The following is a 23,049-nucleotide window of genomic DNA, read 5'->3' on the forward strand; positions in this document are numbered from 1 at the left end:
CCTGGTCTATCGCGCTACTCGTACCGCAGCGACTCGATGGGGTTCTGCTTGGCCGCCCGCTGGGCCGGCAGCGTGCCGGAGAGGAACGCGATCAGCATCACCAGGCCGATGACGAAGGCCACCGACGCCGGCTCGAACACGAGGATGTTCAATCCCGGCAGCCCGGCGAGCAGACCCTGGGACAACACAGCACTCAGTGCGGAGCCGAGCGCGATGGCCACACCGGCACCGATGGCGCTGCCGAGAAACCCGATGACGATGGCTTCGAGGCTGAACAGGGTGTACACCTTGCCGCCGCTCATGCCCATCGCCTTCATCAGGCCGATCTCGCGGGTGCGTTCCTGCACGCTCATCAGCAGGGTGTTGATGATGCCGAATGCGGCGGCGATCAGGGCAATCACGGCGAAGGCGTTCAGCACGCCGACAATGCCGTTGATCACCGTCTGCACGGCGCCGAGCTGATCTTCGATGGTGCTCGCGGTATAGCCGGCGGTGGCGAGGTCCGCCTTAAGCGCGGTCACGGCATCCGCTGACAGCGCGGTGTCGAAGTGAGCCACGGCCACACCGTAGCTCGTGACGGCCGTGTCTATGCCGCCGGACTGCGCGTCGGCCAGTTCGGCGATCAGCGCGTCGTTAGCCCCGGCGCCCGCAGCGAGCAGGCTCTCGAGCGAGACGCCGACGACGGTGGCGTCGACCACGTGCGTCTCGCCGAGAATGTCGGTGATGCCGATCGAAACGGATGCCCCCACCGCGTCGTCCGCGGAGGCGAACCCGAGCGGGGTCACGAAGGTGTCCGGCAGCACGAGCTGGGCTTCACTGGCGCCGCCGTCGAGCTGCGCGCCCGCCGTGAGGTCGGCCGTGGTGACGGCTGAGGTGGCGTTGATGCTGAACTCGTAGGGGATACCCGAGTCGTACTCGATGTAGTCGGGCTGCACCGATCGGATCGGATCGACCGACTCGATGCCGGCGGTGTCGCCGATCGTGGCGAGGTCGGTATCCGTCAGGGCCTTGGTCGTGGTGCCGGGAGGTCCCTGGTTGCTGGAGACCGATGCCGACGAGCTCGCGTCGTACTCGACCGGGCCGTCGCCGGCGGCGGTGGCATCGCTCGCCTGCGTGATGATGAACACGTCGGGGGAGCCGAGGGCGCCCACCTGGGCGTCGACGTACTGGCTGACGCCGGCGCCGACCGCGTTGGTCAGGGTGAGGGTGAACGCGCCGACGAAGATGGCCAGAACGGTCAGGGTCGTGCGGAGCTTGCTGCGAAAGGTGTTGGAGATCGCGGTGGTGACGAGGTCTTTGGTTCTCATGCTGCGCCTCCGGCGGTCAGTGCGTCTGCAGTGCTCAGTGCGTGCGCGCCGGTGTGGGTCGACGCGGTCCGGGACACGACGAGCCCGTCGCGGATGTAGATCTGGCGATCGCAGCGGGCGGCGAGCTCTTCGTCGTGGGTGACGATGACGAGCGTGATGCCCTGGCTGCGATTGAGGTCGAACAGGATGTCTTCGACCACGGCTCCGGTGGCGGTGTCGAGGTTACCGGTGGGTTCGTCGGCGAAGATCACTCGCGGCGCATTGACCAGGGCGCGTCCGATCACGACACGCTGCTTCTGCCCGCCGGACAGGGTCGTGGCCTTGTTGCCGGCCTTGTCGGCCAGCTCGAGCTGTTCGAGAACTTCCATACCGCGGCGGCGCCGCTCCTTGCCGCCCGTGCCGGCGATCTTCAGCGGCAGAATGACGTTGTCGAGCACGCTCACGTTGGGGGTGAGGAAGAACTGCTGAAAGACGAAGCCGAACTCCTTGTTGCGCAATTCGTTCACCGCGCGCTTCGACAGCGACTTGGCGTCGTTGCCGGCGACCTGCAGCGTTCCCCTATCTGGCTCATCGAGCAGGGCGAGCAGGTGCATGAGGGTCGACTTTCCCGACCCGCTCTTACCGACGATCGCCACGGTCTCGCCGGGCGCGATCTGAACGGACACGCCCTTCAGGGCGTCGAAACGGCTCGCACCCGACCCGTAGGATTTCTCCAGGCCTTGCGCATCAATTACCCACTCGGAGTCCATCGGTTTCCCTCGGTTCTGGCGACCCGCACGGGTCACATTTGCAGTAACTGCACTCTAAGTTGCAGTTGCTGCAAATTGCCTGAGGGCGGGTCGTTTCCGAGCGGATCTTATTCCGCCGGTCGGTCTACAGGTCGAGACTGTCACCCGGCTCGAGCGCGAAGAACTCCCCACCGCCGTGCTCGGTGACGCTCTGGAATCGTGCGTTGGACAGCTCTTTTCCCGCCCGGGAGAGCAGCATCTCGTGGGTCGGAAAGCTGCGCTTGGGTTTCACGGCCAGAACGAAATCCATCGCCTCACTGATTTTCATCCAGGGCGCTGCGGCCGGCACGGCGAGAGTTCCCACCTCCACCCCCTCGGGGATGGTGAAGGCGTCGCCGGCGTAGTACAGCTCGTCGTTGACGAGCACCCCGACGTTGTCGATGACCGGGATCGATTCGTGGATGACGGCGTGGGTCGCCCCGAAGAAGCGCAGGGTGAACGGGTCGACGTCGAACGTGTCGCCGGCCTGCACCGTTGTGACCTCGACGCCGTCAAGGTCGGAGGCAGCGATGGCCCGAGCGACACCGGCCGGCGCGAAGATGCGCAGGTCCGAGTTCATTTCGACGATGCGACCCAGCTGTTCGGGGGTCCAGTGGTCGGCGTGCTCGTGCGTGATGACCACGGCAACGGCGCCCGCGGTGCCGGTGAGCGCGGTGGTGAACGACCCCGGGTCGATGTAGAGCTTCTTGCCCGAGAGCTCCAGGATCAGTGCGGCATGCTCCAGCTTGGTCAGTTTCATGCCCTGAGCTAACCCCGATTCGAGTCGTGGCGCAACAGCATCCGCTCTCTTCACGGAGGTTTCTGCACGCGCTGGCGGGGCGGCGCCCACCCGCAGCGACGCGCCGCGTACGCTCAGTTTGGAAGTGCGCTCCTCCGTGTGGCATACTCGGTAAGTTGCAAAAACGGCCCCATCGTTTAGCGGCCTAGGACATCGCCCTCTCACGGCGGTAACGCGGGTTCGAATCCCGCTGGGGTCACAATTGCCCGGTTGCCTTCCCTTGGAAGGCGCCGGGCCTTCTTGTTTAACCGGTCGACGACGCGGGTAGTGCTGGTGTTAGCGAGCGCCCAGACGCCAGAGTGAGGTGACTTCGTTCTGGCGCACGGCGTGCAGAGGGTCGCTCGTGTCGGTCGCACGGGAGTGCACGGCAGGCGCCTCGAGCGCACCGATCACGCGCAGACCGGCCGCCTCGATCACGTTCAGCAGGTCGTCGCGGGAGCGCAGCCCGACCAGTTCGGCAAAATCGGAGAGCACGAGCCAGACCTCACCAGTGGGTTGCAGGTGGCCCAGCACGCCGGCCAGGAACCCCTTGAGCATGCGGGAGCCGGGGTCGTAGACGGCCGCGTCGAGCAGGGAGTGCGCTGTCGCCGGGATCCACGGCGGGTTGCACACGATCAGGTCGGCGCGCCCGTCGGGAAACAGGTCGGTCAGGTGCACCTCCACCCGGTCGCCGAGTTTCAGGCGCGACACAGTTTCTCGAGCGGATGCGACCGCGCGCGGCTCGATATCCGTCGCGACCACCCGCGGCACGCCCCGGGTCGCCAGCACCGCCGCGAGTACCCCCGTGCCGGTGCCGATGTCGAAGGCAACCTTCGGCGCGGCCAGGGGAGCGCCCGCCACGAGGTCGACGTATTCGCTGCGCACCGGAAAAAACGTGCCGTAGTGCGGATAGACGCTGGCGTTCAACGCGGCCACGGGGATGCCCTTGATGCGCCACTGGTGGGCGCCGATCGTGCCGAGCACCTCGTGCAGCGAGACGACGGATGCCTCGGTGATGCTCCCATAGGCAGCGACCGTGGCAGCGACCACGTCGGGTGCGCGGCGCAGCCCGATGATATTGCCGACCTCGAGGGGAATGAGCAGCAGACCGAGGATGCGCGCGCGGTGTGAGCGGTTCTGCCGATAGCGGTAGAACAGCTCGGCGGTCGTGCGCTCGGTCCGATCGGGGCGCGGCCTCGTGCGGTGCTCCAGCGCCGTCAGAATCTGGCGGGCGTTCTGAAAGTCGCCGTTCCAGAGCATCGCGACGCCCTGCGAGGCTAGCCGGTAGGCGGCATCCGCTGTGATGGTGTCGTCAACCGGCACGACCCGCCTGGGGGCCGCCGCTCCGTTCGCGGATCGCCAGGGTGCGGTGGCTGGCTGACCCTCGTTCGACCAGTCGATGTATTCGGCGGCCGTCATCGAAACCGGAGCGTAGTCATAGCCTCCAACTATAGGCTGCGGTCGGGCTTGGCGTCGGGGCACGCGCACGCGCGGGTCCGTCACACTGTTAGAATTCTGCAAGCGAAGGGGAGTATCCCTCTGGGCCCGATCGGGTTCTATATCGCGATCGTCAATACGGGCCGCACTGGCGGGGCCCCGGTCGCGGTGGTATCGATTGGTTCCGATTGGGTCCTTTTGGTGCGGGAGAGACTTTCGGGTTCTGTAACACCCGACTCCCGTCATCATTTGAAAGGCCCCCGTGGAACTCGCTCTCCCCCTCTGGTTCGAAGTTGGATCACTCGTCGTCCTGACCCTGGTTCTGGTCGCCGACCTGCTCATCGTCTACAAGCGCCCGCACGTTCCGAGCATGCGCGAAGCCGGCCTCTGGGTGGCCTTCTATGTCGGCCTGGCCTTGATCTTTGCCCTGCTGATGCTCGTGCTCGGCGACGCCGAACACGCCGGCCAATTCCTGGCCGGCTGGCTCACCGAATACAGCCTCTCGATCGACAACCTGTTCGTCTTCGTGATCATCATGGCCCGGTTCTCGGTACCGCGGAAATATCAGCAGGAAGTGCTGATGGTGGGCATCATCATCGCCCTTCTGCTGCGCGGGATCTTCATTCTGCTCGGCGCCCAGCTGATCGAAAGCTACAGCTGGATCTTCTACATCTTCGGCGCGTTCCTGTTCTACACCGCCGTCAAACAGGCATTGTCGTCGGAGGAGGAAACCGAAGACAAGGAAAACGCGGTCATTCGTCTGCTGCGCCGCCGTATTCGTATCTCGTCGGAATTCGACGGCTCCAAGGTGCGCACGCAGATCGACGGCAGGAGGGTCTTCACCCCGATGCTCATCGTGTTCATCGCGATCGGCACCACCGACCTCATCTTCGCGCTCGACTCGATCCCCGCGATCTTCGGCATCACCCAAAGCCCGTTCATCGTGTTCACCGCCAATATCTTCGCCCTTATGGGCCTGCGCCAGCTGTACTTTCTGCTCGGTGGCCTGCTGGAACGCCTCGAATACCTCAAGTACGGCATTGCGGTCATTCTCGGCTTCATCGGCGTGAAGCTCGTGCTGCACGCGATGCACGAAAACGAATTGCCGTTCATCAACGGTGGCGAGCACATTCTGTGGGCGCCCGAGATCGGCACCTGGACCTCGCTCGGCGTGATCATCGGTAGCATGGCCGTGGCCACCGTGGCGAGCCTGATCAAAGCCCGTCATGATGCCACGAAGCACGGGCACACGCTGGCCGAGCAGATCTCGGTTGACGCTAAGGAATGATTGATCGAGGCCGGGCGCCGGCGTATGGGGGCTTCTCATGACTCTGGTCCAGCAGAGCACGATGGAACTTTCCACCGCGACGGCCCGCCTCGTCTTCAGTGCCCGCAGCGATGTCGGCAGCGTGCGCAAGGTCAACGAAGACAGCATCCTCGCGCAGTCCCCGGTCTTCCTGGTTGCCGACGGTATGGGCGGCCACGCCCAGGGTGAGGTCGCCAGCCAAACCGTGCTGCGTGTTTTCGACGAACACATCGCGCGCGACCTGCCGTCGACGCCGGAACGCATCCTCGACGCCATCCATTCCTCGAACGATGCCGTGCGGGATCTCAGCGCAGCCGATGACTACGGCACGGCCGTGTCGGGCACGACCCTCGCCGGCATCGCCTTCGTCGACGCGGGTGATGATGTCAGCTACCACTGGATGGCCTTCAACGTCGGTGATTCTCGCGTCTACACCTGGACCGACGGCGTTCTGACCCAGCTGTCGGTCGACCATTCCGCCGTGCAGGAGATGGTGGACGCCGGGCTGATCTCGGTCGAAGACGCCGAGAAGCACCCCGAGCGCAACGTCATCACCCGGGCCATCGGCGCCGACGAGTTCGTCGATGCCGACGTCTGGCTGCTGCCCGCCCTGAATGAGCAGTCGTTTCTGATCTGCTCCGACGGGCTGACCAAGGAACTCGACGACGCGGCTATCGCGCGCGTGCTGGCCATGGACATCCGTTTGGACGGTGACGAACGCAGTATCGCCGACGTTCTCGTCGATGAAGCCATCGAACACGGCGGGCGTGACAACGTGAGCGTCATCTATGTGGAGGCGGCGTTCGACTGAAGTGTTCGCCGGACCGTGTGCGAGCCAGGGTGCGGGGCGAGGTGTTACCCTGAACCCGTGGTACTGAGCCGACTTCTTCTGTGCCGCGACGAGTCCCTGTCCTGAGGCCTCCCTCGTCGCGGAGTTCGGCGTGGCTGCCATCGATTCGTGAGGAAGACGCTCAAAATGACCAATGTAATACCCACTTCGCAAGTGAGTTCCAGCACCGGCCTGCGCACGCTCGCCGAGAAGGTGTGGGACAAGCACCTCGTCACCAAGGGTGAGGACGGCACGCCCGACCTGATCTACATCGACCTGCACCTGCTGCACGAGGTCACCAGCCCGCAGGCCTTCGACGGGCTGCGCCTGGCCAACCGAAAGCTACGCCGGCCCGATCTGACCATCGCGACCGAAGACCACAACACGCCGACCCTGGCCATCGACAAGCCGATCGCCGATCTGACCAGCCGCACCCAGATCGAGACCCTGCGACGCAACTGCGCCGAGTACGGCGTGCGGCTGCACTCGCTCGGTGACATCGAGCAGGGCATCGTGCACGTCGTCGGCCCGCAGCTCGGCCTGACCCAGCCCGGCATCACCGTGGTCTGCGGTGACTCGCACACCTCCACGCACGGCGCGTTCGGGGCGATGGCGCTCGGAATCGGCACGAGCGAGGTCGAGCACGTCATGGCCACCCAGACGCTGCCACTGAACCCGTTCAAGACCATGGCCATCACGGTCAACGGCACACTGCGCACCGGGGTCACCGCGAAGGACATCATCCTCGCCGTGATCGCGAAGATCGGCACCGGTGGGGGAGCGGGCTACGTGCTCGAGTACCGTGGCGAGGCCATTCGTGCGCTCTCCATGGAAGGTCGCATGACCATCTGCAACATGTCGATCGAGGCCGGCGCCCGGGCCGGCATGGTCGCGCCCGACCAGACCACCTACGACTACCTCGAGGGACGTGCGCACGCGCCGCGCGGCGCCGACTGGGACGCCGCAGTCGCCTACTGGCAGACCCTGGCCACCGATGACGGTGCCAGCTTCGACGCCGAGGTGATCATCGACGCCAACGAGCTCGAACCGTTCGTCACCTGGGGTACCAACCCCGGTCAGGGCGTCTCCTTGAGCGGATCCGTGCCGAACCCCGCCGATATCGTCGACGCCAACGAGCGCTCGGCCGCCGAGCGGGCGCTGGAATACATGGACCTCACGGCCGGCACACCGATGAAGGAGATTCGGGTCGACACCGTTTTTCTCGGTTCCTGCACCAACAGCCGGATCGAAGACCTGCGCGCCGCCGCCGAAATCATCAAGGGCAAGACCAAGGCCGAGGGACTGCGCATGATGGTCGTTCCCGGCTCGGCCCGCGTGCGCATCGAGGCCGAAGCCGAGGGGCTCGACCAGATTTTTCTCGACTTCGGAGCCGAATGGCGTTTCGCCGGCTGTTCCATGTGCCTCGGCATGAACCCCGACCAGCTCGAACCCGGCGAACGCTGTGCGTCTACCAGCAACCGCAACTTCGAGGGACGTCAGGGCAAGGGCGGGCGCACCCACCTGGTGTCGCCGCTCGTCGCGGCAGCCACGGCTATTCGCGGCACACTCTCGGGCCCTTGGGACCTCGTTCAGGATGGAGACCAGTAGCATGCAGAAATTCACGACCGTCACCGGTATCGCGGTGCCGCTCCGCCGTTCCAACGTCGACACGGACCAGATCATCCCCGCCGTGCACCTCAAGCGCGTCACGCGCACCGGCTTTGAAGACGCCCTCTTCGCGGCTTGGCGCCAGGACCCCGATTTCGTCATCAATAAGAAGGAATACCAGGGCGGGCGCGTGCTCATCGCCGGGGCCGACTTCGGCATCGGTTCCTCGCGTGAACACGCGGTCTGGGCCCTGCGCGACTACGGGTTCGACGTGGTGCTCAGCCCCCGATTCGGTGACATCTTTCGAGGCAACTCCGGCAAGCAGGGGCTGCTCGCCGGTCAGATTAGCGAAGCGGATGCCGAAACCCTGTGGAACCTCGTCGAAGCCGCCCCCGGCATCGAGCTGACCGTGGATCTGGTGGGTAAAACCGTGCGTGTCGGCGATCTGACCGTGAATTTCGAGATCGATGATTACACTAGATGGCGGCTGCTCGAAGGTCTTGATGACATCGGGCTGACGTTGCGTGACGAAGCGCGGATCAGTGAATTCGAAGCAACGCGAGAGTCGTGGTTGCCCCAGACTCTTCCCGCGCGGTCCCCGGAATCAACGCACTAATTTGTATTGCATCAATTTGCATTAGGACAGGTAATTTGTGAGCACTCTCAGTGAAGCCCGGCGTGATCAAGAGGCGCAGAACATGAATGACGCCAGGCTCAACGACGACGCGAACGAGCGGGGGAGTGCCCAGAATCACGGGGCATCCGTCGGCCTCACCGCCGACAAAATCACCATCCGTGGCGGCATCCCGCTGGTCGGCCGCATCGAGGTGAAGGGAGCGAAGAACCTCGTCACCAAGGCCATGGTCGCCGCTCTGCTCGGTGAAACCCCGAGCGTACTCAAGGACGTTCCGAACATCAGCGATGTTCGGATCGTTCGGGGGCTGCTCGAGGTGCACGGCGTCAAGGTGACCGAGGGCGCCGAACCTGGCGACCTCATTCTCGACCCGGTCGACGTGGAGAGTGCACACTTCGCCGCCATCGACGCCCACGCCGGTTCCTCCCGCATCCCGATTCTGTTCTGCGGACCGCTGCTGCACCGGCTCGGCGAAGCGTTCATCCCCGACCTCGGCGGCTGCCGCATCGGCGACCGGCCGATCGACTTTCACCTCGAGGTGCTGCGCAAGTTCGGCGCCGTCGTCGAAAAGCAGCCCAACGGCATCCGCATGTCGGCGCCGAACGGTCTCAAGGGCGCCAAGCTCGAGCTGCCCTACCCGAGCGTGGGGGCGACCGAGCAGGTGCTGCTCACCGCGGTGCGGGCCGATGGCCTCACCGAACTCAAGGGCGCGGCGATCGAGCCCGAGATCATGGACCTCATCAACATTCTGCAGAAGATGGGCGCGATCATCACGGTCGACACCGACCGGGTGATTCGCATCGAGGGCGTCGAACGCCTGCTGGGCTACAACCACCGTGCGTTGTTCGACCGCAACGAGGCCGCCAGCTGGGCTGCCGCTGCCCTCGCGACCGACGGTGACATCTTCGTCGGCGGTGCCCGCCAGCCCGAGATGATCACCTTCCTCAACGTGTTCCGCAAGGTCGGCGGCGCTTTTGACATCTGTGACGACGGCATCCGCTTCTATCACCCCGGCGGTGACCTCAAGCCGGTCATCATCGAAACGGATGTCCACCCCGGCTTCATGACGGACTGGCAGCAGCCGCTCGTGATCGCCCTCACCAAGGCGCACGGCACCTCGATCGTGCACGAGACGGTCTACGAACAGCGGTTCGGCTTCGTCGACGCGCTCGTCGAAATGGGCGCGACCATTCAGATCCACAAGGAATGCCTCGGCGGCCACCCGTGCCGCTTCGGCCAGCGCAACTTCAACCACTCGGCGGTCATCACCGGCCCGACCCAGCTGCACGGCGCCGACATCGTCGTGCCCGACCTGCGCGGCGGCTTCAGCCACCTGATCGCCGCGCTCTCGGCCGAGGGGACCTCGACGGTCAGCAACGTGGGAATCATCAGCCGCGGATACGAGAACTTCATCGGCAAGCTGCGGCTTTTGGGGGCGGACTTCGATCTCGAAGGATAATAGGCGCGTGCCTGAAAATAATGACGTGCCAGCAGTTCCCGAGTCGTCCGAACCGTCAACCCGAATCCGTTCCGAGAAGAGCAGGCCGAGCGCGTTCTGGATTCTTGCCGGGCTGATCCTGCCGGTGATGAACCTCGCAGCCCGCTACGAGATCATCGACGCGCATAAGTTTCCGCGCAGTGGGGCTTTCGTGTTCGCGCCGAACCACTACAGCGAGATCGACCCCGTGGTCATGGGCGTCGTGGCGTGGAAGCTGGGCCGGCTGCCGCGGTTCCTGGCGAAGGCATCCGTTTTCAAGATTCCCGTCATCGGCTGGGTGCTGACTCGGTCGGGCCAGATTCCGGTGCAGCGCGGCGGCTCGGTGCGCGGCAGCGAACCGGTCAAGGCCGCGCAACGCCTGGTCCAGAAGGGCCAGATCGTGGTCGTCTACCCGGAGGGCTCGCTCACCCGCGATCCCGATCTATGGCCGATGCGCGGAAAGACCGGCGCGGTGCGCATCGCGCTCGAACAGGGGATTCCGATCGTGCCGGCCGCGCACTGGGGTACCCAACACCTGATGGAGAGGTATTCCAAGAAGATCAGCCTGTTCCCCCGCAAGACCATCAGGGTGAAGATCGGCGACCCGCTCGACCTCGCCCAGTTTCGCGGCCGCAGCCTCGACACGGCCACCCTCAACGAGGCGACCGCCGTCGTAATGGTGGCCATCACGGCACTGCTCGAAGACCTGCGCGGTGAGAAAGCCCCGGCCAAGCGCTGGAACCCGTCGGAGCACAACCAGAAAGAGACCGGTCGTTTTGAAGCCTAGAAACCCGCAGCAGCCCAGGATCCAACCAGGCACTCGGGTGGCTGTTCTGGGGGCCGGAAGTTGGGGAACGACCTTCGCAAAAATTCTGACGGATGGCGGCGCCGACGTCGTACTCTGGGCTCGTCGCCCCGAACTGGCGCGTGAGATCTCCGAAGCGCGCCGCAACAGCGACTACCTGCCCGGCGTGAACCTGCCGATCGGCCTGCGCGCCACGAGCCGTCTCGACCTGGCCCTGGCCGGTGCCGAAATGGTCTTCGTCTCGGTGCCCAGCCAGTCGCTACGCGAAAACCTCAAGCAGGTCGAACCGTACCTGGCCGAGAACGCGATCATCATCTCGCTCATGAAGGGCGTCGAACGCTCGACCGGCATGCGCATGAGCAGCGTTATCGAAGAGGTGCTGCGCATCGACCCCGACCGGATCGCGGCGATCAGCGGACCCAACCTCGCCCTGGAAATCGCCAAGGAACAGCCCACCGGCGCCGTCGTTTCGTCATCGAGCCTCGAAACGGCGCAGGCCGTGGCCAAACTGGCCACCAACCGCTACTTTCGGTCGTACATCAATACCGACGTCATCGGCACCGAGTTCGGTGGCGTGCTGAAGAACCTCATCGCGGTGGCGATCGGCATCGTCGACGGAGTCGGCTACGGCGAGAACACCAAGGCCTCGATCATCACCCGCGGCCTGGTCGAAATGACCGACTTCGCAGTCGCCTACGGAGCCCAGGCCGAGACCCTGGCCGGCCTGGCCGGTCTCGGCGACCTCATCGCCACCTGCCAGTCGCCGCTGTCGCGGAACAACACAGCCGGGCGGCTGCTCGGCCAGGGCTACAGCATCAACGACGTCGTCAAGCAGATGCAGCAGACCACCGAAGGCCTCGCCTCGGTGAAGCCTGTTCTCGAACTGGCCCGCGCCAAGGGTGTGGAGATGCCGATCGTCGAACAGGTGCGCCAGGTACTCGACGGCACCCTCAACCCCCGCGACATTGCGCCGCACCTCACAACTGACTCCGGCGAACCGCAGGGCGAAAGGACACTTGACGATGCACAAGCTCACGGTGGTGCTTCTCTTTGGGGGGCGTTCCAGCGAACATTCGATCAGCTGCGCCACGGCCGGCGGAGTGCTGGCGGCCCTCGACCCTGAGCGTTACACGATCATTCCGGTCGGAATCACCGGGGACGGCGCGTTTGTTCTCGAAGACAACGATCCGGCCAAATTCGTTCTCACCGCGCAGGCGCTGCCCGTCGTCGCCGACAACGGCACGCGGGTGCGCTGGCCGCAGAGCGCGTCGAGCCGGGAACTGACCGTCGTCGACGCGTCGGGTGAGCGATCGTTGGGCTCCGTTGATCTTATATTCCCGATTTTGCATGGACCGTTCGGCGAGGACGGCACCATCCAGGGCATGCTCGACCTGCTGGGCCTGCCCTACGTCGGGTCGGGGGTGCTGGCATCCGCTTTGGGGATGGACAAGCACTTCGCAAAGAGTGTGTTTCAGCAGGCGGCCCTGCCTGTTGCGCCGTGGCGCACAGTCACAGCGGATGACTGGGCGCAGGCTCCCGGGATGGCCTATGCCGCCCTCGAACAGCTCGGCCTGCCCGCCTTCGTGAAGCCGGCCCGCGCCGGGTCGAGCGTGGGCGTTAGCAAGGTATCGACACCAGCCCAGCTGGCCGAGGCCATGACGGTCGGCCTGGCCGAAGACACCAAGGTGCTCATCGAATCCGGGCTCGTCGGTCGGGAGCTGGAGATTGCCGTGCTGCAGGGCCGTCCGGGGGAGCGGACGCGCGCCTCCGTGGCCGGCGAGGTCGTCGTCACCGGCCGGGACTTCTATGACTTCGCGGCGAAGTACCAGGGCGCGCCGGGGGTCGACCTGGTCTGCCCTGCGCCCCTGGCGGCGGCAGAACTGGCCGAGGTGCAGCGTCTCGCCATCGCCGCGTTCGAGGCGATTGGCGGCGCAGGACTGGCCCGGGTGGACTTCTTCCTGACGGCTGCCGGCTGGGTGATCAACGAGATCAACACCATGCCCGGCTTCACGAGCATCTCGATGTTCCCGAGCTGTTGGCTGGCGAGCGGCTACACCTACCCCGAGCTGATCGACGAACTCATCGCGGTGGCCTTAGCCCACGCCCACCACGGTTCCTGACCCCTCGCTGGTCGAGGCGTGAGGGACGAGCGATCGAGACTTACGGGGCGGTCGTGGCCTCGTCGGTGGGCAGCTGCACGTCTTCGGCGCCGACGCAGGCACCGGTCGCCGGCACATAGCCGACCGCATTGGCGACGTCGATGAGCGCGGTCGAGCCGCTCACCGCTTCAGAGTCGACCACGATCTCGATGGCCGGGTCGCGTCCGTACGTCGTGTAGCGGTAGGTCGGGGCGTCGGAGTCGTCTTCGATCCAGTCGATGCCGTTGATGTTCAGGCAGGGCAGCGTTGTGGGCGCCGGCACCGTCACACCGCAGTGCAGCAGCACCGCGGCAGGGTCGCCCCAGGCGCCGGTGGCCTGGGCGTTCGTCTCCCGTGACGGCTGGTCGGCGACGGTGGACGGCAGGTGCACGATCACGTCGGCGCAAACCACATTGGTGGCATCGGCGGCCGGGGCCAGCGGCACGGCAGCGGCGCAGCCGGCCAGCAGCAGTGAACTCGCGAGCACGGTCACGACGGCGACGGAGCGTAGGGGAGCGGAGCGCAGGAGCAGGAATCGGTGAGACATCGTATTCAGGCTACCGTTTCTTACATGACCACCGCAGCGGATGCCCCGCTTCCAGCCTCGCATTCCGCCGCAGCACCTCGATCCGCCGCCAGTGAAACACTCGCGGACCTGAGCGAGGGAGCCGTGCTCGGGCGGATCTTTCCCCGGCTGCCGACGGCAACAGCGCAGCTTCTCGGCCCGGGTGATGATGCCGCGGTCATCTCCGCGCCCGACGGACGATTCGTGGTGACGACCGACATGATGATTCAGGGGCCGGACTTTCGCCTCGCCTGGTCGACGCCGCACGACCTCGGCTGGAAGGCGGCCGCCACGAACCTCTCCGACGTGGCCGCGATGGGCGCACGACCGACAGCGCTCGTCGTCGCGATCGCCGCACCGCCGTCGACTCCAGTGTCGGTGCTCGAGGGGATCGCCGACGGGCTGCGCGACTGCTGCGAGGCCCTCGCCCCCGGCTGCGGCGTGGTCGGGGGCGACCTGTCGGCCTCCGACGCCCTCACCCTCGCCGTGACGGCCTTCGGTGACCTCGAGGGTCGTGCGCCCGTGTTGCGTTCCGGCGCACGCCCCGGCGACGTCGTAGCGCTCTCCGGTCGGCTCGGTGAAGCCGGAATCGGCCTCGAACTCTTGTTTCGCCTGGGGGTTGATTCCCTCGGAACGCCAGACCGCGACCGGGCGAACGCCCTCAAGCTCACGCATCCGACCGAGGTGGCCGCCCAGCTCACCCCGGTGCCTCCGATTGCCAGCGGACCTCTCGCCGCCCTCGCCGGTGCCACCGCCATGCTCGACGTCTCCGACGGACTCGCGATCGACGCCGGGCGGATCGCCCGCGCGAGCGGTGTCGGCATCGACTTCGATTCCAGCTGCCTGGGCGATCGCATCGAGGTCGCCCTCGGCGGCGGCGAGGACCACGGACTCCTCGCCGCCTTTCCGCCCGAATCCGCCCTGCCACACGGCTTTCGCCGCCTCGGAACGGTCGTGGCGGCATCCGCTTCGATCCTGGCGGGAGCGATCACCGTCGACGGCGCCCGGCACGACCAGGGCGGCTGGGACCCCTACCGCGGCTGGGACGGTGCGGCCGGCTAGTTCTGCTCTGGAGGTGAGGCGTACCAGACGGTTGTGTCGCCGTAATCCTTGCGGCGTTCCAATACCAGGCCGCCGCCCCACTCCGGCTCGGGCGAGCGCGAGCTGCGCTCCAGCACCACGAGCGCGTCGTCGGCCAGCAGCGGAGCGAGCGCACGCAGATTGTGACCCAGCTCAACCTCGCTGAGGTCGTAAGGCGGGTCGATGAAAACCACGTCGAAGCCGTCCTTGGTCGCCGCCAAAAAAGACTGCACCGCCTGTGATGACACCGCGATCTTCAACACAGTACCCTTCGGCGCTGACCGCTGCACCGCCTCGCCGTTCTTACGGCACATGGCCGCCGCTCCATAACTGTTCTCGACGAGCGTGACCACCCGCGCCCCGCGGCTGGCCGCCTCGAGCCCCAGCGCGCCCGATCCCGCATACAGGTCCAGCACGCGCATGCCGTGCAGCGCATCCCGCGAGTCGAGCGCCGAGAAGATAGCCTCCCGCACCCGATCGCTGGTCGGCCGTGTTCCCGATTTCGGTACCGCCAGGGTCAAGGAGCCGGCAAACCCGGAAATAATTCGCGTCATAACCCTCCCGAGCCTAGCTGCCCTGTCAGAGGCTCCGTTTACGATGGAACCATGACCGGTTCGAGCGCTGCCCATGGCCCCGAATTCGACGGCGTCGCCCTGCCAGTGCCCCAGCTGGAACCGATCAACCTCGATACCCCCCTGAAGAAGGCGCTCGGCGCCCTCAAGGCGCGAGCGCTCGAAAAGGCTTTCGGTTTTCACACTGTAAACGACCTGCTCAGCCACTACCCGCGCGACTACGCCGACCGCGACGTACTGCGGCCGCTCAATCAGCTCACTCCCGGCGCCAACATCACCGTCATCGCCGATATCGTGTCCGCCCGAGAAAAGCGCATGTCGTCGCGGCCTGGCACGATCGTCGAGGTGGTCATCTCCGACGGTGGCGGCGAGTTCATTCTCACGTTCTTCGGCAAGAAGAGCCAGCAGTGGCGCCTTGACCAGTTGCGTCCCGGGCTGCGCGGCAGCTTTTCCGGCAAAGTATCGACGTTTCAGAACCAGAGTCAGCTGGCGAACCCGTCGTACAAGACCTTTGAAAGCGAAGAAGAAGAGGCCCGCGACGACCCGACCGTACGCTTGCGCCACAAGCCGCTCATCCCGATTTACGCGGCCACAGCCTCGGAGACCAGCTGGAACCTGCAGACCCTGATCGACCAGGTGCTCCGGCGGGTGGGCACGCTGCCCGACCCTGTTCCCCAGGACCTGCGGGTCGAACACGGTCTGCTCGACCACACCCAGGCCATCCGCTGGATTCACAGCCCCGACAAGAAAGCACAGTGGATGGCCGCGCAGGACACGCTGCGGTTCACCGAAGCCTGGGTACTGCAGTGCGCCCTCATGCAGCGGCACAGTATTGCGCGGGAGCGCCGCACCCGGCCGCGCGTGCCAACACCCGGCGGATATCTCGAACGCTTTGATGCCGCGCTGCCGTTCGTGCTCACGGTCGACCAGGAGATCTGTGCCGTTGAAATCGCCACCGATATGGCCAGGTCCGGCCCGATGAACCGGCTGCTGCAGGGGGAGGTCGGGTCGGGTAAAACCGTCGTGGCGCTGCGAGCCATGCTCGCCGTGGCCGACAGCGGCGGCCAGACGGCACTACTGGCCCCGACCGAGGTGCTCGCCGGGCAACACCTGCGGTCGATCACGACGCTGCTCGGCCCCGATCTCGCGACCGAACTCATGCCGACCCTGCTCACCGGCAAACTTCCCGTCGCGCAGAAGCGCAAGGCGCTGTTGCGCACCGTGTCGGGCCAGTCACGCATCGTGATCGGCACCCACGCCCTGCTCAGCGACACCGTGACCTTCTTCGACCTCGGACTGATCGTTATCGACGAGCAGCACCGATTCGGCGTCGACCAGCGCGAAACCCTGCGGCTCAAGGGAGCTGAACCACCGCACGTTCTCGTCATGACGGCCACGCCGATACCGCGCACCATCGCCATGACCGTGTTCGGTGATCTCGACGTGAGCACCATCCGCATGCTGCCGGCCGGACGCCAGGGGATTCGCAGTGTCGTGGTGCCCATGGGCGAGAACGGAGCCCTGTTCGGCCGGGTGTGGGCGAGCCTGGCGCAGGAGCTCGCGCTCGGGCGTCAGGGGTTCGTCGTCTGTCCGGCGATATCTCCGGCAGAAATCGAGGAAGCCCCCGATGACCTGGCCGGAATCGAACCGTCTGGCGGAGAGAAATCCGGCCCCTTGTTCAACGTGGAAGAGGTTCTCGAAGGCATGCGCGGCGTACCGACGCTGGCCCCCTATCGACTGGAGGCCCTGCACGGGCGCATGACGAGCGACGAGAAAGATCGCATCATGCGGGCGTTCGCCGCCGGTGAGATCGATGTTCTCGTGGCGACGACCGTGATCGAGGTCGGTGTCGACGTGCCCAATGCCTCGGCCATGGTCGTGCTCGACGCCGACCGATTCGGTGTCTCCCAACTCCACCAGTTGCGAGGCCGCGTCGGCCGTGGCGGCGTGCCGGGGCTGTGCCTGCTGGTGACCAATTCCCGGCCGGGGTCGCCGTCCCGCCAGCGTATCGGTGACGTCGCGGCGACGCTCGATGGCTTCGTGCTCGCTGAACTCGACCTGGCCCTGCGCCGTGAGGGCAACGTCCTCGGCGACCTGCAGTCCGGCGACGGCTCGAAACTGCGCTTTCTGCGGGTGGCGGTCGATGGAGACATGATCGCCGAGGTACGACAAGCCGCGTACCACCTCGTGACGGGCGATCCGGGCATCCGCACCAACCCGGCGCTGCGCGACGCGATAGCCCGCCGGCTGAACGAATCCGAACGCTCCTGGCTCAATAAAGGCTGATGATGACGACGTCAAACGGATGCACCGGGCAGCGCCGGTCAGCCTGTGGCAGTAGGGTGTGATCATGCGCAGGATCGCCGTTGTCCCTGGATCATTTGACCCCGTAACCCTGGGCCACTTGGACGTGATCGATCGTGCAGCCGGCCTGTTCGACGAGCTCCATGTGCTCGTGGTGCACAACCCCGACAAATCAGCCCTGTTACCGATCAGCCAGCGCGTGTCGCTGCTGGAACAGTCCATCAAAGAGGCGGGGCTGCCGACCAACATCGTCGTCGCCAGCTGGAGCATGGGACTGCTCGTGGACTACTGCATGGACGTCGGGGCGAGCGTGCTGGTGAAAGGCATCCGCTCGCAGGTCGATGTGGCCTATGAGACGCCGATGGCAATCGTCAATCGCAATCTTGCCGCTGTTGAAACGGTGTTCCTGCTGCCTGACCCGGCCAACGCCCATGTCTCCAGCTCGCTGGTGCGACAGGTGGCCGGCCTCGGCGGCGATGTGTCGCCCTACGTCCCCCATGCCGTTGCGGAATACCTGGAGCGGTCGCGGGTATGAACCGCAAACCGACTCGCTCCTCTGCGGAACTGGCGTCGGTTCCATCGGTCGAGGCTGCGCCGTTCAACAGCGATTCGGCCGCTGATCTCAGCGGGCTGCAAACCTCCGGGCGTGCCATCATGCGCAATGTTGAGACGGTCATCGATGGCAAGCATGAGGCCGTCCAGATCGCCCTGACCGTGCTCCTGGCCGAGGGGCACCTGCTCATCGAGGACGTTCCCGGCGTCGGTAAGACCATGCTCGCCAAGGCCCTCGCCCGCTCCGTCGACTGCACGGTCGGTCGAATCCAATTCACCCCCGACCTGCTGCCCTCCGACGTGACCGGGGTGTCGGTGTTCAACCAGGCCGAGCGCCGGTTCGAGTTCAAACCCGGTCCGGTCTTCGCCAACATCGTCATCGGTGACGAGATCAACCGGGCAAGCCCGAAGACCCAGTCGGCCCTCTTGGAGTCGATGGAGGAACGCCAGGTCACTGTCGACGGCATCACCTACCCGCTCGCCCTGCCCTTCACCGTCATCGCCACCCAGAACCCGATCGAGATGGAGGGAACCTACGCCCTCCCGGAGGCCCAGCGCGACCGGTTCATGGCCCGCATCTCCATGGGTTATCCCGACTCCGACTCCGAGCTCGCGATGCTCGACTCGCGCGACACCAGCAGTCCGCTCGCTTTAATCTCGGCCGTCGTATCGGGGGAGACCCTGCGGGACATGATGCTCATGGCGCGAGCGGTCTTCGCCTCGGGTGCCGTCAAGGAATACGCGGTGAATCTGGTTCGAGCCACCCGCGACGATCGCGACCTGCGCCTTGGGGCCAGCCCGCGCGCGACCCTGCAGCTGATTCGTGCGGCGAAGGCGCAGGCCGCGTTGAGCGGTCGGGATTACGTGTTGCCCGACGATATCGACTCGCTCGCGGTGGCCGTCCTCGGCCATCGGCTGGTGCCCACCAGCCGCGCGTTGGGTCACCACCACCAGGACAGCGGCCCGGTGATCGACGATATCGTGCGCCGGATCCTCGCCGATACGCCCGTGCCCGTCGGGGGCGGGGCATCCGCGCGATTTGAATCAGTGGCGTTTGAATCAGTGCCGGCGGTACGCGCCGTTCCGCCTCGGCCCGTGGGTTCCACCGGAACGACGTAGTCATGGCGGCACGCGGGGTGAGAGGGTCCGGGCCGGTGGCCAACGCCGAGTGGTATACACGGTTGGCCGCCCGATTCGCCACGCGGCTCACCCTTCGCGGCGCGGTCTTCCTGGCGGTCGGAGTCGTGCTGTTCACAAACGCGGTGCTGGTGAACAGTCGCGACATGCTGTTCGTCGCCAGCCTCCTGATCATGGCACCGCTGGTTGCGGCCGCATACGTATCGCTTCGTCCGGCACGGGTCGAGGTCAGCCGGGTCTTTCGGCCGCCGATCGTGCCGGTCGGCGGTGAGAGTATGGTGTCTCTGCAGCTGCACAATCTGTCTGCGGCGCCGCTCGGTGGTGCCTCCTGGTGCGACACCCCGTCACCCGGCATCGACACTCCTCCAGTAGCCCTACTCCCGCTCGTGAGCCGGAACGGTGTGGCGGGCGAGAGCGTGCACCTTGAGTACTCCGTCGTGCCGCGCCACCGCGGCGTCTACGACGTCGGCCCGTTGCGCGTGTTCCGGCAGGACCCGTTCGGCTTCGCGAACAGTGACCGAAACGCTGGTTCCCCCCACGACCTGATCGTGACGCCCCGGGTGACCCGGCTGCCCGGTAGCGGTCTCGCCCAGTCCAGCAACGATGGCTCCATTCGCGAACTGGTTCGTCAGGCAACCCCCACCTCCGACGAACTCATCGCCCGCGAGTACCGCCCTGGCGATGCCCTGCGCCGGGTAAACTGGCCAGCCACGGCCCGGCACGGCGAAATCATGGTGCGGCAGGAGGAACAGCGCAGCAATCCTGAGGCCCGCATCGTGCTCGATACGACCCTGGCCGGTGCGGCCGGCCTGGGCGCCGGGCATGTTCCACCGCACCTGTTGGCCGCGTTCGAACTCGAGATCGAACTGGCGGCATCCGTTGGTGTCCACCTGCTCGACGCCGGATACCGCCTTGAGGTGATCGAACTCGGCGCCAGCCAGCTGCTGCCGGGCGACCAACAGACCCTGGGCGGGCTGCACGGCGATGTGCCGGCCACTTTTCGCGCGCCCGGCGGCGATCGCGCCCTGCTCGAGGCCCTCGCGAGCGTAATTCCGGTGCCGTGGCCCAGTCGCAGCGCTCGCCTCGCCGCCGAGCGTCGGGTGCCGGTGCGCGCCGCGCTGCGGGGAGCGCAACCCGTGCTGCCGACGTTCGCGCTGCTCGTGAGCGTGTCCGAAGCGGATGTCGACGGCCTGGTCGCCCTCGCCCGTCACTGTGAGCCCGCCGTCGCGTTTGTGCAGCGCACCGTCGGCGCTCCGGCCCGCGAACGCCTGCAGGGCGCCGGCTGGCGCTGCGTGGAGCTCGCCAGTGCCGACGACCTGGAAGAGGCGTGGAACGACGTGAGCGGGGAGCGAGGCGCCAGCCATGACTAGCCTGGCGACGAAGCCGGCGCCGGTTTCTGTTTCGGCGGGGCGCCCGGTGCGCCCGCCCCAGGCGCCGCGCGGTCGGCGCGGCGGCCGTGATGCCGCGCTCTGGCCGCTCGCCCTCAGTCTGCTGTTGCTGCTGCTCATCTGCTGCGCGGCACTCGGCCCGCTGCTGCGGGGCAGTGCCTGGTGGTGGGTCTCTGCCACGGTCGGGGCGGCCGTGCTGCTGGGCTCCGCGCTGTTTCGGAGGCTCGGGCTGCCGCGCCCGATCATTCCGTTGGCGAACGCCGCGGTGCTCGTTGGCGCGATGACGCTGCTGTTCGGCGGCGGCACCGGGCTGTTCTGGCTCATTCCGACACCGCAGACCATCGGCACGTTCACCGACCTGGTCGACGCCGGTGGGGCGTCGATCGCCCAACAGAGCACTCCGGCCGAAGTGACTGTCGGCATCCTCTTTCTGCTGGCCGGCGGCACGGGACTGATCGCTGTACTCATGGATCTGCTCGCCGTGAGCCTGCGCTGGCCTGCGCTCGGCGCGGCGGGCGCACTCGTGCCGCTGCTCGCGCCGGGATTCATCGTCGATGACGGTGCAGATATGGCCGCGCTGATCGTCGCCGCGATAGCTTTCCTGCTGCTCTTGCGGGTCGACGTCTATGTGCGTCGCGCGCAGGAGGAAAGGCGTCCGTCGACCGGATTGCGGGCCTCTCGAGCGCCGCGGCGGCGTGGGCCAGGGCCGATCGGCGGCGCACTCGTCGTGGGATCCCTTGCCATCGTGGGCGCCCTGATCCTGAGCACGGTCGCGCCGGCGTTCACGGCCGGAGGGCTGGTCACGGCTCGGCCGGGCGGCTTGTTGTTTGGGAGCGGGGTCAGCCCCATGATCAATCTCGGGCAGGACCTGCGCCGTCCCAAGGCCGGACCGGCTTTTCACTACACCTCGATCGGCACTGAGCGGCCGTACTTCACCCTGCTCACCCTCGATGAGGTCATCGGTTTGAGCTGGACGGCTCGCATCGACGGGGCGAACACCCGCAACACCGTCGACGATATTCAGCGGCCGTTCGGGCTGGACAGCACCGTCGAGACCGCGGAAGCGTCGACGTCGATCGTCATCGACGGCGTCAACAGCCACTGGCTGCCCGCACCGGCCCGCGCCACGAGCATCGAGGGGCTGAGCGGCCGCTGGTATTGGGACAGCCGTACCCGGGCGATTGCGAGCACGACGTCGAACACGCTCGGCCAGAAATACACGGTATCGTCCTTGGAGATCAAACCAACGGCTGACCAGCTGCGCCAGGCCAGCACCGACTACCCGGCAAGCGTTCTCGGCAATCTGCAACTCCCGACCAATCCGCCGACGATCATCGAAGAGACGGCGTTGGAGGTGACGGCCCAGGCTGCGTCGACCTACGACGCCGCCATCGCGATCCAAACCTATCTGCGCGGCAGCGCCTTCAGCTATGACACGGACGCGCCCGTCGAAGCCGGTTACGACGGTGGCGGAATCGACGTGATCGGAGTGTTCCTCCAGGAGAAACGCGGCTACTGCGTGCACTTCGCCGCGACCATGGCGACGATGGCACGCAGCCTAGGCATTCCGTCCCGGGTCTCGCTCGGCTACCTGCCCGGCGTGAAATCGCAGGACCTCGAGCAGGGCCTCGGGCAGTACCTCGTGGATTCGCATGACCTTCATGCCTGGCCGGAGTTGTATTTCGTGGGTATCGGCTGGGTGAAATTTGAGCCGACCCCCGGGCGCGGCACCGTTCCCAACTACGAGCAGACAGTGGATGCCGACACACCGACGACGCTGCCAGGCGGAGCGGCCGCCACGAGTGCACCCGGTCTCGGCGCCGACCGGCTCGCCGACGATTCCGCCCTCGAACGCGGCGCCACAACGCAGGACGCCGTGACCGGCAACCTGCTGGCTATCATCGGTTTCAGCGCGCTGGGACTGCTTGTGCTGGTTCTGCCGGGGGTCGCCAGGCGGATGCTGCGTCGTTCGCGGCTGCGCCGCATCCGCTCGACCGGTGCCGGCCTCGCCTGGACTGAACTGCAGCACACCAGTCTCGATCACGGTATAGCGGTGCCGGTCACCGAAACTCCGCGTGCTTTCGCGGGCCGCCTGGAGGGAACGCTCGACCCTGCGTCGATGGAAGCGCTCGAACGGGTGTTGCTGGCGTTGGAACGTTCGCGGTTCGACCGATCGCCGGCAGGGGGGGACACCCTTGCAGCCGACCTGGCCGTGGTGCTGCGGGCGCTGCACGCCAGCGCGAGTGTCGGCATCCGTCTGCGAGCGACGTTTGCGCCGACCTCGCTGTTCGCCAGCCTGGGTGCGTTGCTGCGCGGTGAGCGCCCCGCCCGAGTGACTGCCCCCTGAACGGAGCACTCACCCAGA

At 66.3% G+C, this 23,049-nt stretch carries 20 protein-coding genes and 1 tRNA gene; 15 read left to right on the top strand and 6 right to left on the bottom strand.

Annotation, left to right across the window (positions count from 1 at the left end):
* Positions 1-14 precede the first annotated feature (14 nt).
* The 3 genes from E3O06_RS16385 to E3O06_RS16395 all read right to left on the bottom strand — a co-directional run bounded on the left by E3O06_RS16385 (position 15) and on the right by E3O06_RS16395 (position 2,834).
* A complete protein-coding gene (locus E3O06_RS16385; protein WP_134504475.1) occupies positions 15-1,307 on the bottom strand; it encodes an ABC transporter permease in 1,293 nt (430 codons plus the stop codon).
* Entirely contained in the window at positions 1,304-2,056 is a 753-nt protein-coding gene (locus E3O06_RS16390; protein ID WP_134504477.1) for an ABC transporter ATP-binding protein, read from the bottom strand. Before E3O06_RS16390 ends, E3O06_RS16385 begins: the two co-directional genes overlap by 4 nt.
* Positions 2,057-2,180: 124 nt before the next feature.
* A complete protein-coding gene (locus E3O06_RS16395; RefSeq protein WP_134504479.1) occupies positions 2,181-2,834 on the bottom strand; it encodes an MBL fold metallo-hydrolase in 654 nt (217 codons plus the stop codon).
* Between the two features lie 165 nt (positions 2,835-2,999).
* Between E3O06_RS16395 and E3O06_RS16400 the strand changes: the two genes are divergently transcribed.
* A tRNA-Glu gene (locus tag E3O06_RS16400) sits at positions 3,000-3,072 on the top strand.
* Positions 3,073-3,149: 77 nt separating this feature from the next.
* Here E3O06_RS16400 and E3O06_RS16405 read toward each other — a convergent pair.
* Complete coding sequence (locus tag E3O06_RS16405) at positions 3,150-4,271, bottom strand: methyltransferase (RefSeq protein WP_134504481.1); 1,122 nt, start codon at positions 4,269-4,271, stop codon at positions 3,150-3,152.
* Between the two features lie 280 nt (positions 4,272-4,551).
* Between E3O06_RS16405 and E3O06_RS16410 the strand changes: the two genes are divergently transcribed.
* From E3O06_RS16410 to E3O06_RS16445, 8 genes are all read left to right on the top strand, one after another.
* Positions 4,552-5,577 (top strand): TerC/Alx family metal homeostasis membrane protein, encoded by a 1,026-nt coding sequence (locus tag E3O06_RS16410; RefSeq protein WP_134504483.1) that lies wholly within the window; start codon positions 4,552-4,554, stop codon positions 5,575-5,577.
* 37 nt (positions 5,578-5,614) lie between these two features.
* Positions 5,615-6,406, top strand: a complete 792-nt coding sequence (locus E3O06_RS16415) for a PP2C family protein-serine/threonine phosphatase (RefSeq protein ID WP_241980322.1) — start codon at positions 5,615-5,617, stop codon at positions 6,404-6,406.
* A 165-nt stretch (positions 6,407-6,571) separates the two neighbouring features.
* On the top strand, positions 6,572-8,032 hold the full coding sequence (gene leuC, locus E3O06_RS16420; RefSeq protein ID WP_134504485.1) for a 3-isopropylmalate dehydratase large subunit: 1,461 nt from the start codon (positions 6,572-6,574) through the stop codon (positions 8,030-8,032).
* A gap of 1 nt (position 8,033) precedes the next feature.
* Positions 8,034-8,648: a 3-isopropylmalate dehydratase small subunit gene (gene leuD, locus E3O06_RS16425; protein WP_134504487.1), complete on the top strand. Its 615-nt coding sequence runs from the start codon at positions 8,034-8,036 to the stop codon at positions 8,646-8,648.
* 82 nt (positions 8,649-8,730) lie between these two features.
* Positions 8,731-10,125, top strand: a complete 1,395-nt coding sequence (murA, locus tag E3O06_RS16430; protein ID WP_134504489.1) for a UDP-N-acetylglucosamine 1-carboxyvinyltransferase — start codon at positions 8,731-8,733, stop codon at positions 10,123-10,125.
* A gap of 64 nt (positions 10,126-10,189) precedes the next feature.
* Positions 10,190-10,930, top strand: a complete 741-nt coding sequence (locus E3O06_RS16435) for a lysophospholipid acyltransferase family protein (RefSeq protein ID WP_420898896.1) — start codon at positions 10,190-10,192, stop codon at positions 10,928-10,930.
* Between the two features lie 37 nt (positions 10,931-10,967).
* Positions 10,968-12,071 carry an NAD(P)H-dependent glycerol-3-phosphate dehydrogenase gene (locus tag E3O06_RS16440; protein ID WP_134504491.1) on the top strand — a complete coding sequence of 368 codons (1,104 nt, stop codon included), beginning with the start codon at positions 10,968-10,970 and terminating at the stop codon, positions 12,069-12,071.
* The gene (locus tag E3O06_RS16445; RefSeq protein ID WP_134504493.1) at positions 11,971-13,068 is read left to right on the top strand and encodes a D-alanine--D-alanine ligase family protein; all 1,098 of its coding nucleotides are present in this window, start codon (positions 11,971-11,973) and stop codon (positions 13,066-13,068) included. Before E3O06_RS16440 ends, E3O06_RS16445 begins: the two co-directional genes overlap by 101 nt.
* A 40-nt stretch (positions 13,069-13,108) precedes the next feature.
* Here E3O06_RS16445 and E3O06_RS16450 read toward each other — a convergent pair whose 3' ends face one another.
* Positions 13,109-13,633: a DUF3515 family protein gene (locus E3O06_RS16450; protein ID WP_134504495.1), complete on the bottom strand. Its 525-nt coding sequence runs from the start codon at positions 13,631-13,633 to the stop codon at positions 13,109-13,111.
* 24 nt (positions 13,634-13,657) lie between these two features.
* Here E3O06_RS16450 and thiL point away from each other — a divergent pair, with 24 nt between their 5' ends.
* Positions 13,658-14,713, top strand: a complete 1,056-nt coding sequence (gene thiL, locus E3O06_RS16455; RefSeq protein WP_134504497.1) for a thiamine-phosphate kinase — start codon at positions 13,658-13,660, stop codon at positions 14,711-14,713.
* On the opposite strand, the gene rsmD is transcribed toward thiL, so the two are convergent.
* Positions 14,710-15,285 (bottom strand): 16S rRNA (guanine(966)-N(2))-methyltransferase RsmD, encoded by a 576-nt coding sequence (gene rsmD / locus E3O06_RS16460; RefSeq protein WP_134504499.1) that lies wholly within the window; start codon positions 15,283-15,285, stop codon positions 14,710-14,712. The genes thiL and rsmD overlap by 4 nt on opposite strands.
* A gap of 51 nt (positions 15,286-15,336) precedes the next feature.
* Between rsmD and E3O06_RS16465 the strand changes: the two genes are divergently transcribed.
* The 5 genes from E3O06_RS16465 to E3O06_RS16485 all read left to right on the top strand — a co-directional run bounded on the left by E3O06_RS16465 (position 15,337) and on the right by E3O06_RS16485 (position 23,031).
* Positions 15,337-17,589, top strand: a complete 2,253-nt coding sequence (locus tag E3O06_RS16465) for an ATP-dependent DNA helicase RecG (protein WP_134504501.1) — start codon at positions 15,337-15,339, stop codon at positions 17,587-17,589.
* A 64-nt stretch (positions 17,590-17,653) separates the two neighbouring features.
* The gene (gene coaD, locus E3O06_RS16470; RefSeq protein WP_174843248.1) at positions 17,654-18,142 is read left to right on the top strand and encodes a pantetheine-phosphate adenylyltransferase; all 489 of its coding nucleotides are present in this window, start codon (positions 17,654-17,656) and stop codon (positions 18,140-18,142) included.
* Positions 18,139-19,278, top strand: a complete 1,140-nt coding sequence (locus E3O06_RS16475; RefSeq protein WP_174843249.1) for an AAA family ATPase — start codon at positions 18,139-18,141, stop codon at positions 19,276-19,278. Before coaD ends, E3O06_RS16475 begins: the two co-directional genes overlap by 4 nt.
* Before the next feature lie 35 nt (positions 19,279-19,313).
* Positions 19,314-20,666 carry a DUF58 domain-containing protein gene (locus E3O06_RS16480; protein ID WP_166788243.1) on the top strand — a complete coding sequence of 451 codons (1,353 nt, stop codon included), beginning with the start codon at positions 19,314-19,316 and terminating at the stop codon, positions 20,664-20,666.
* Positions 20,659-23,031: a transglutaminase TgpA family protein gene (locus E3O06_RS16485; protein ID WP_134504505.1), complete on the top strand. Its 2,373-nt coding sequence runs from the start codon at positions 20,659-20,661 to the stop codon at positions 23,029-23,031. Before E3O06_RS16480 ends, E3O06_RS16485 begins: the two co-directional genes overlap by 8 nt.
* Positions 23,032-23,049 lie beyond the last annotated feature (18 nt).

Source organism: Cryobacterium glaciale, from assembly GCF_004402535.1.
Lineage (GTDB): Bacteria > Actinomycetota > Actinomycetes > Actinomycetales > Microbacteriaceae > Cryobacterium > Cryobacterium glaciale.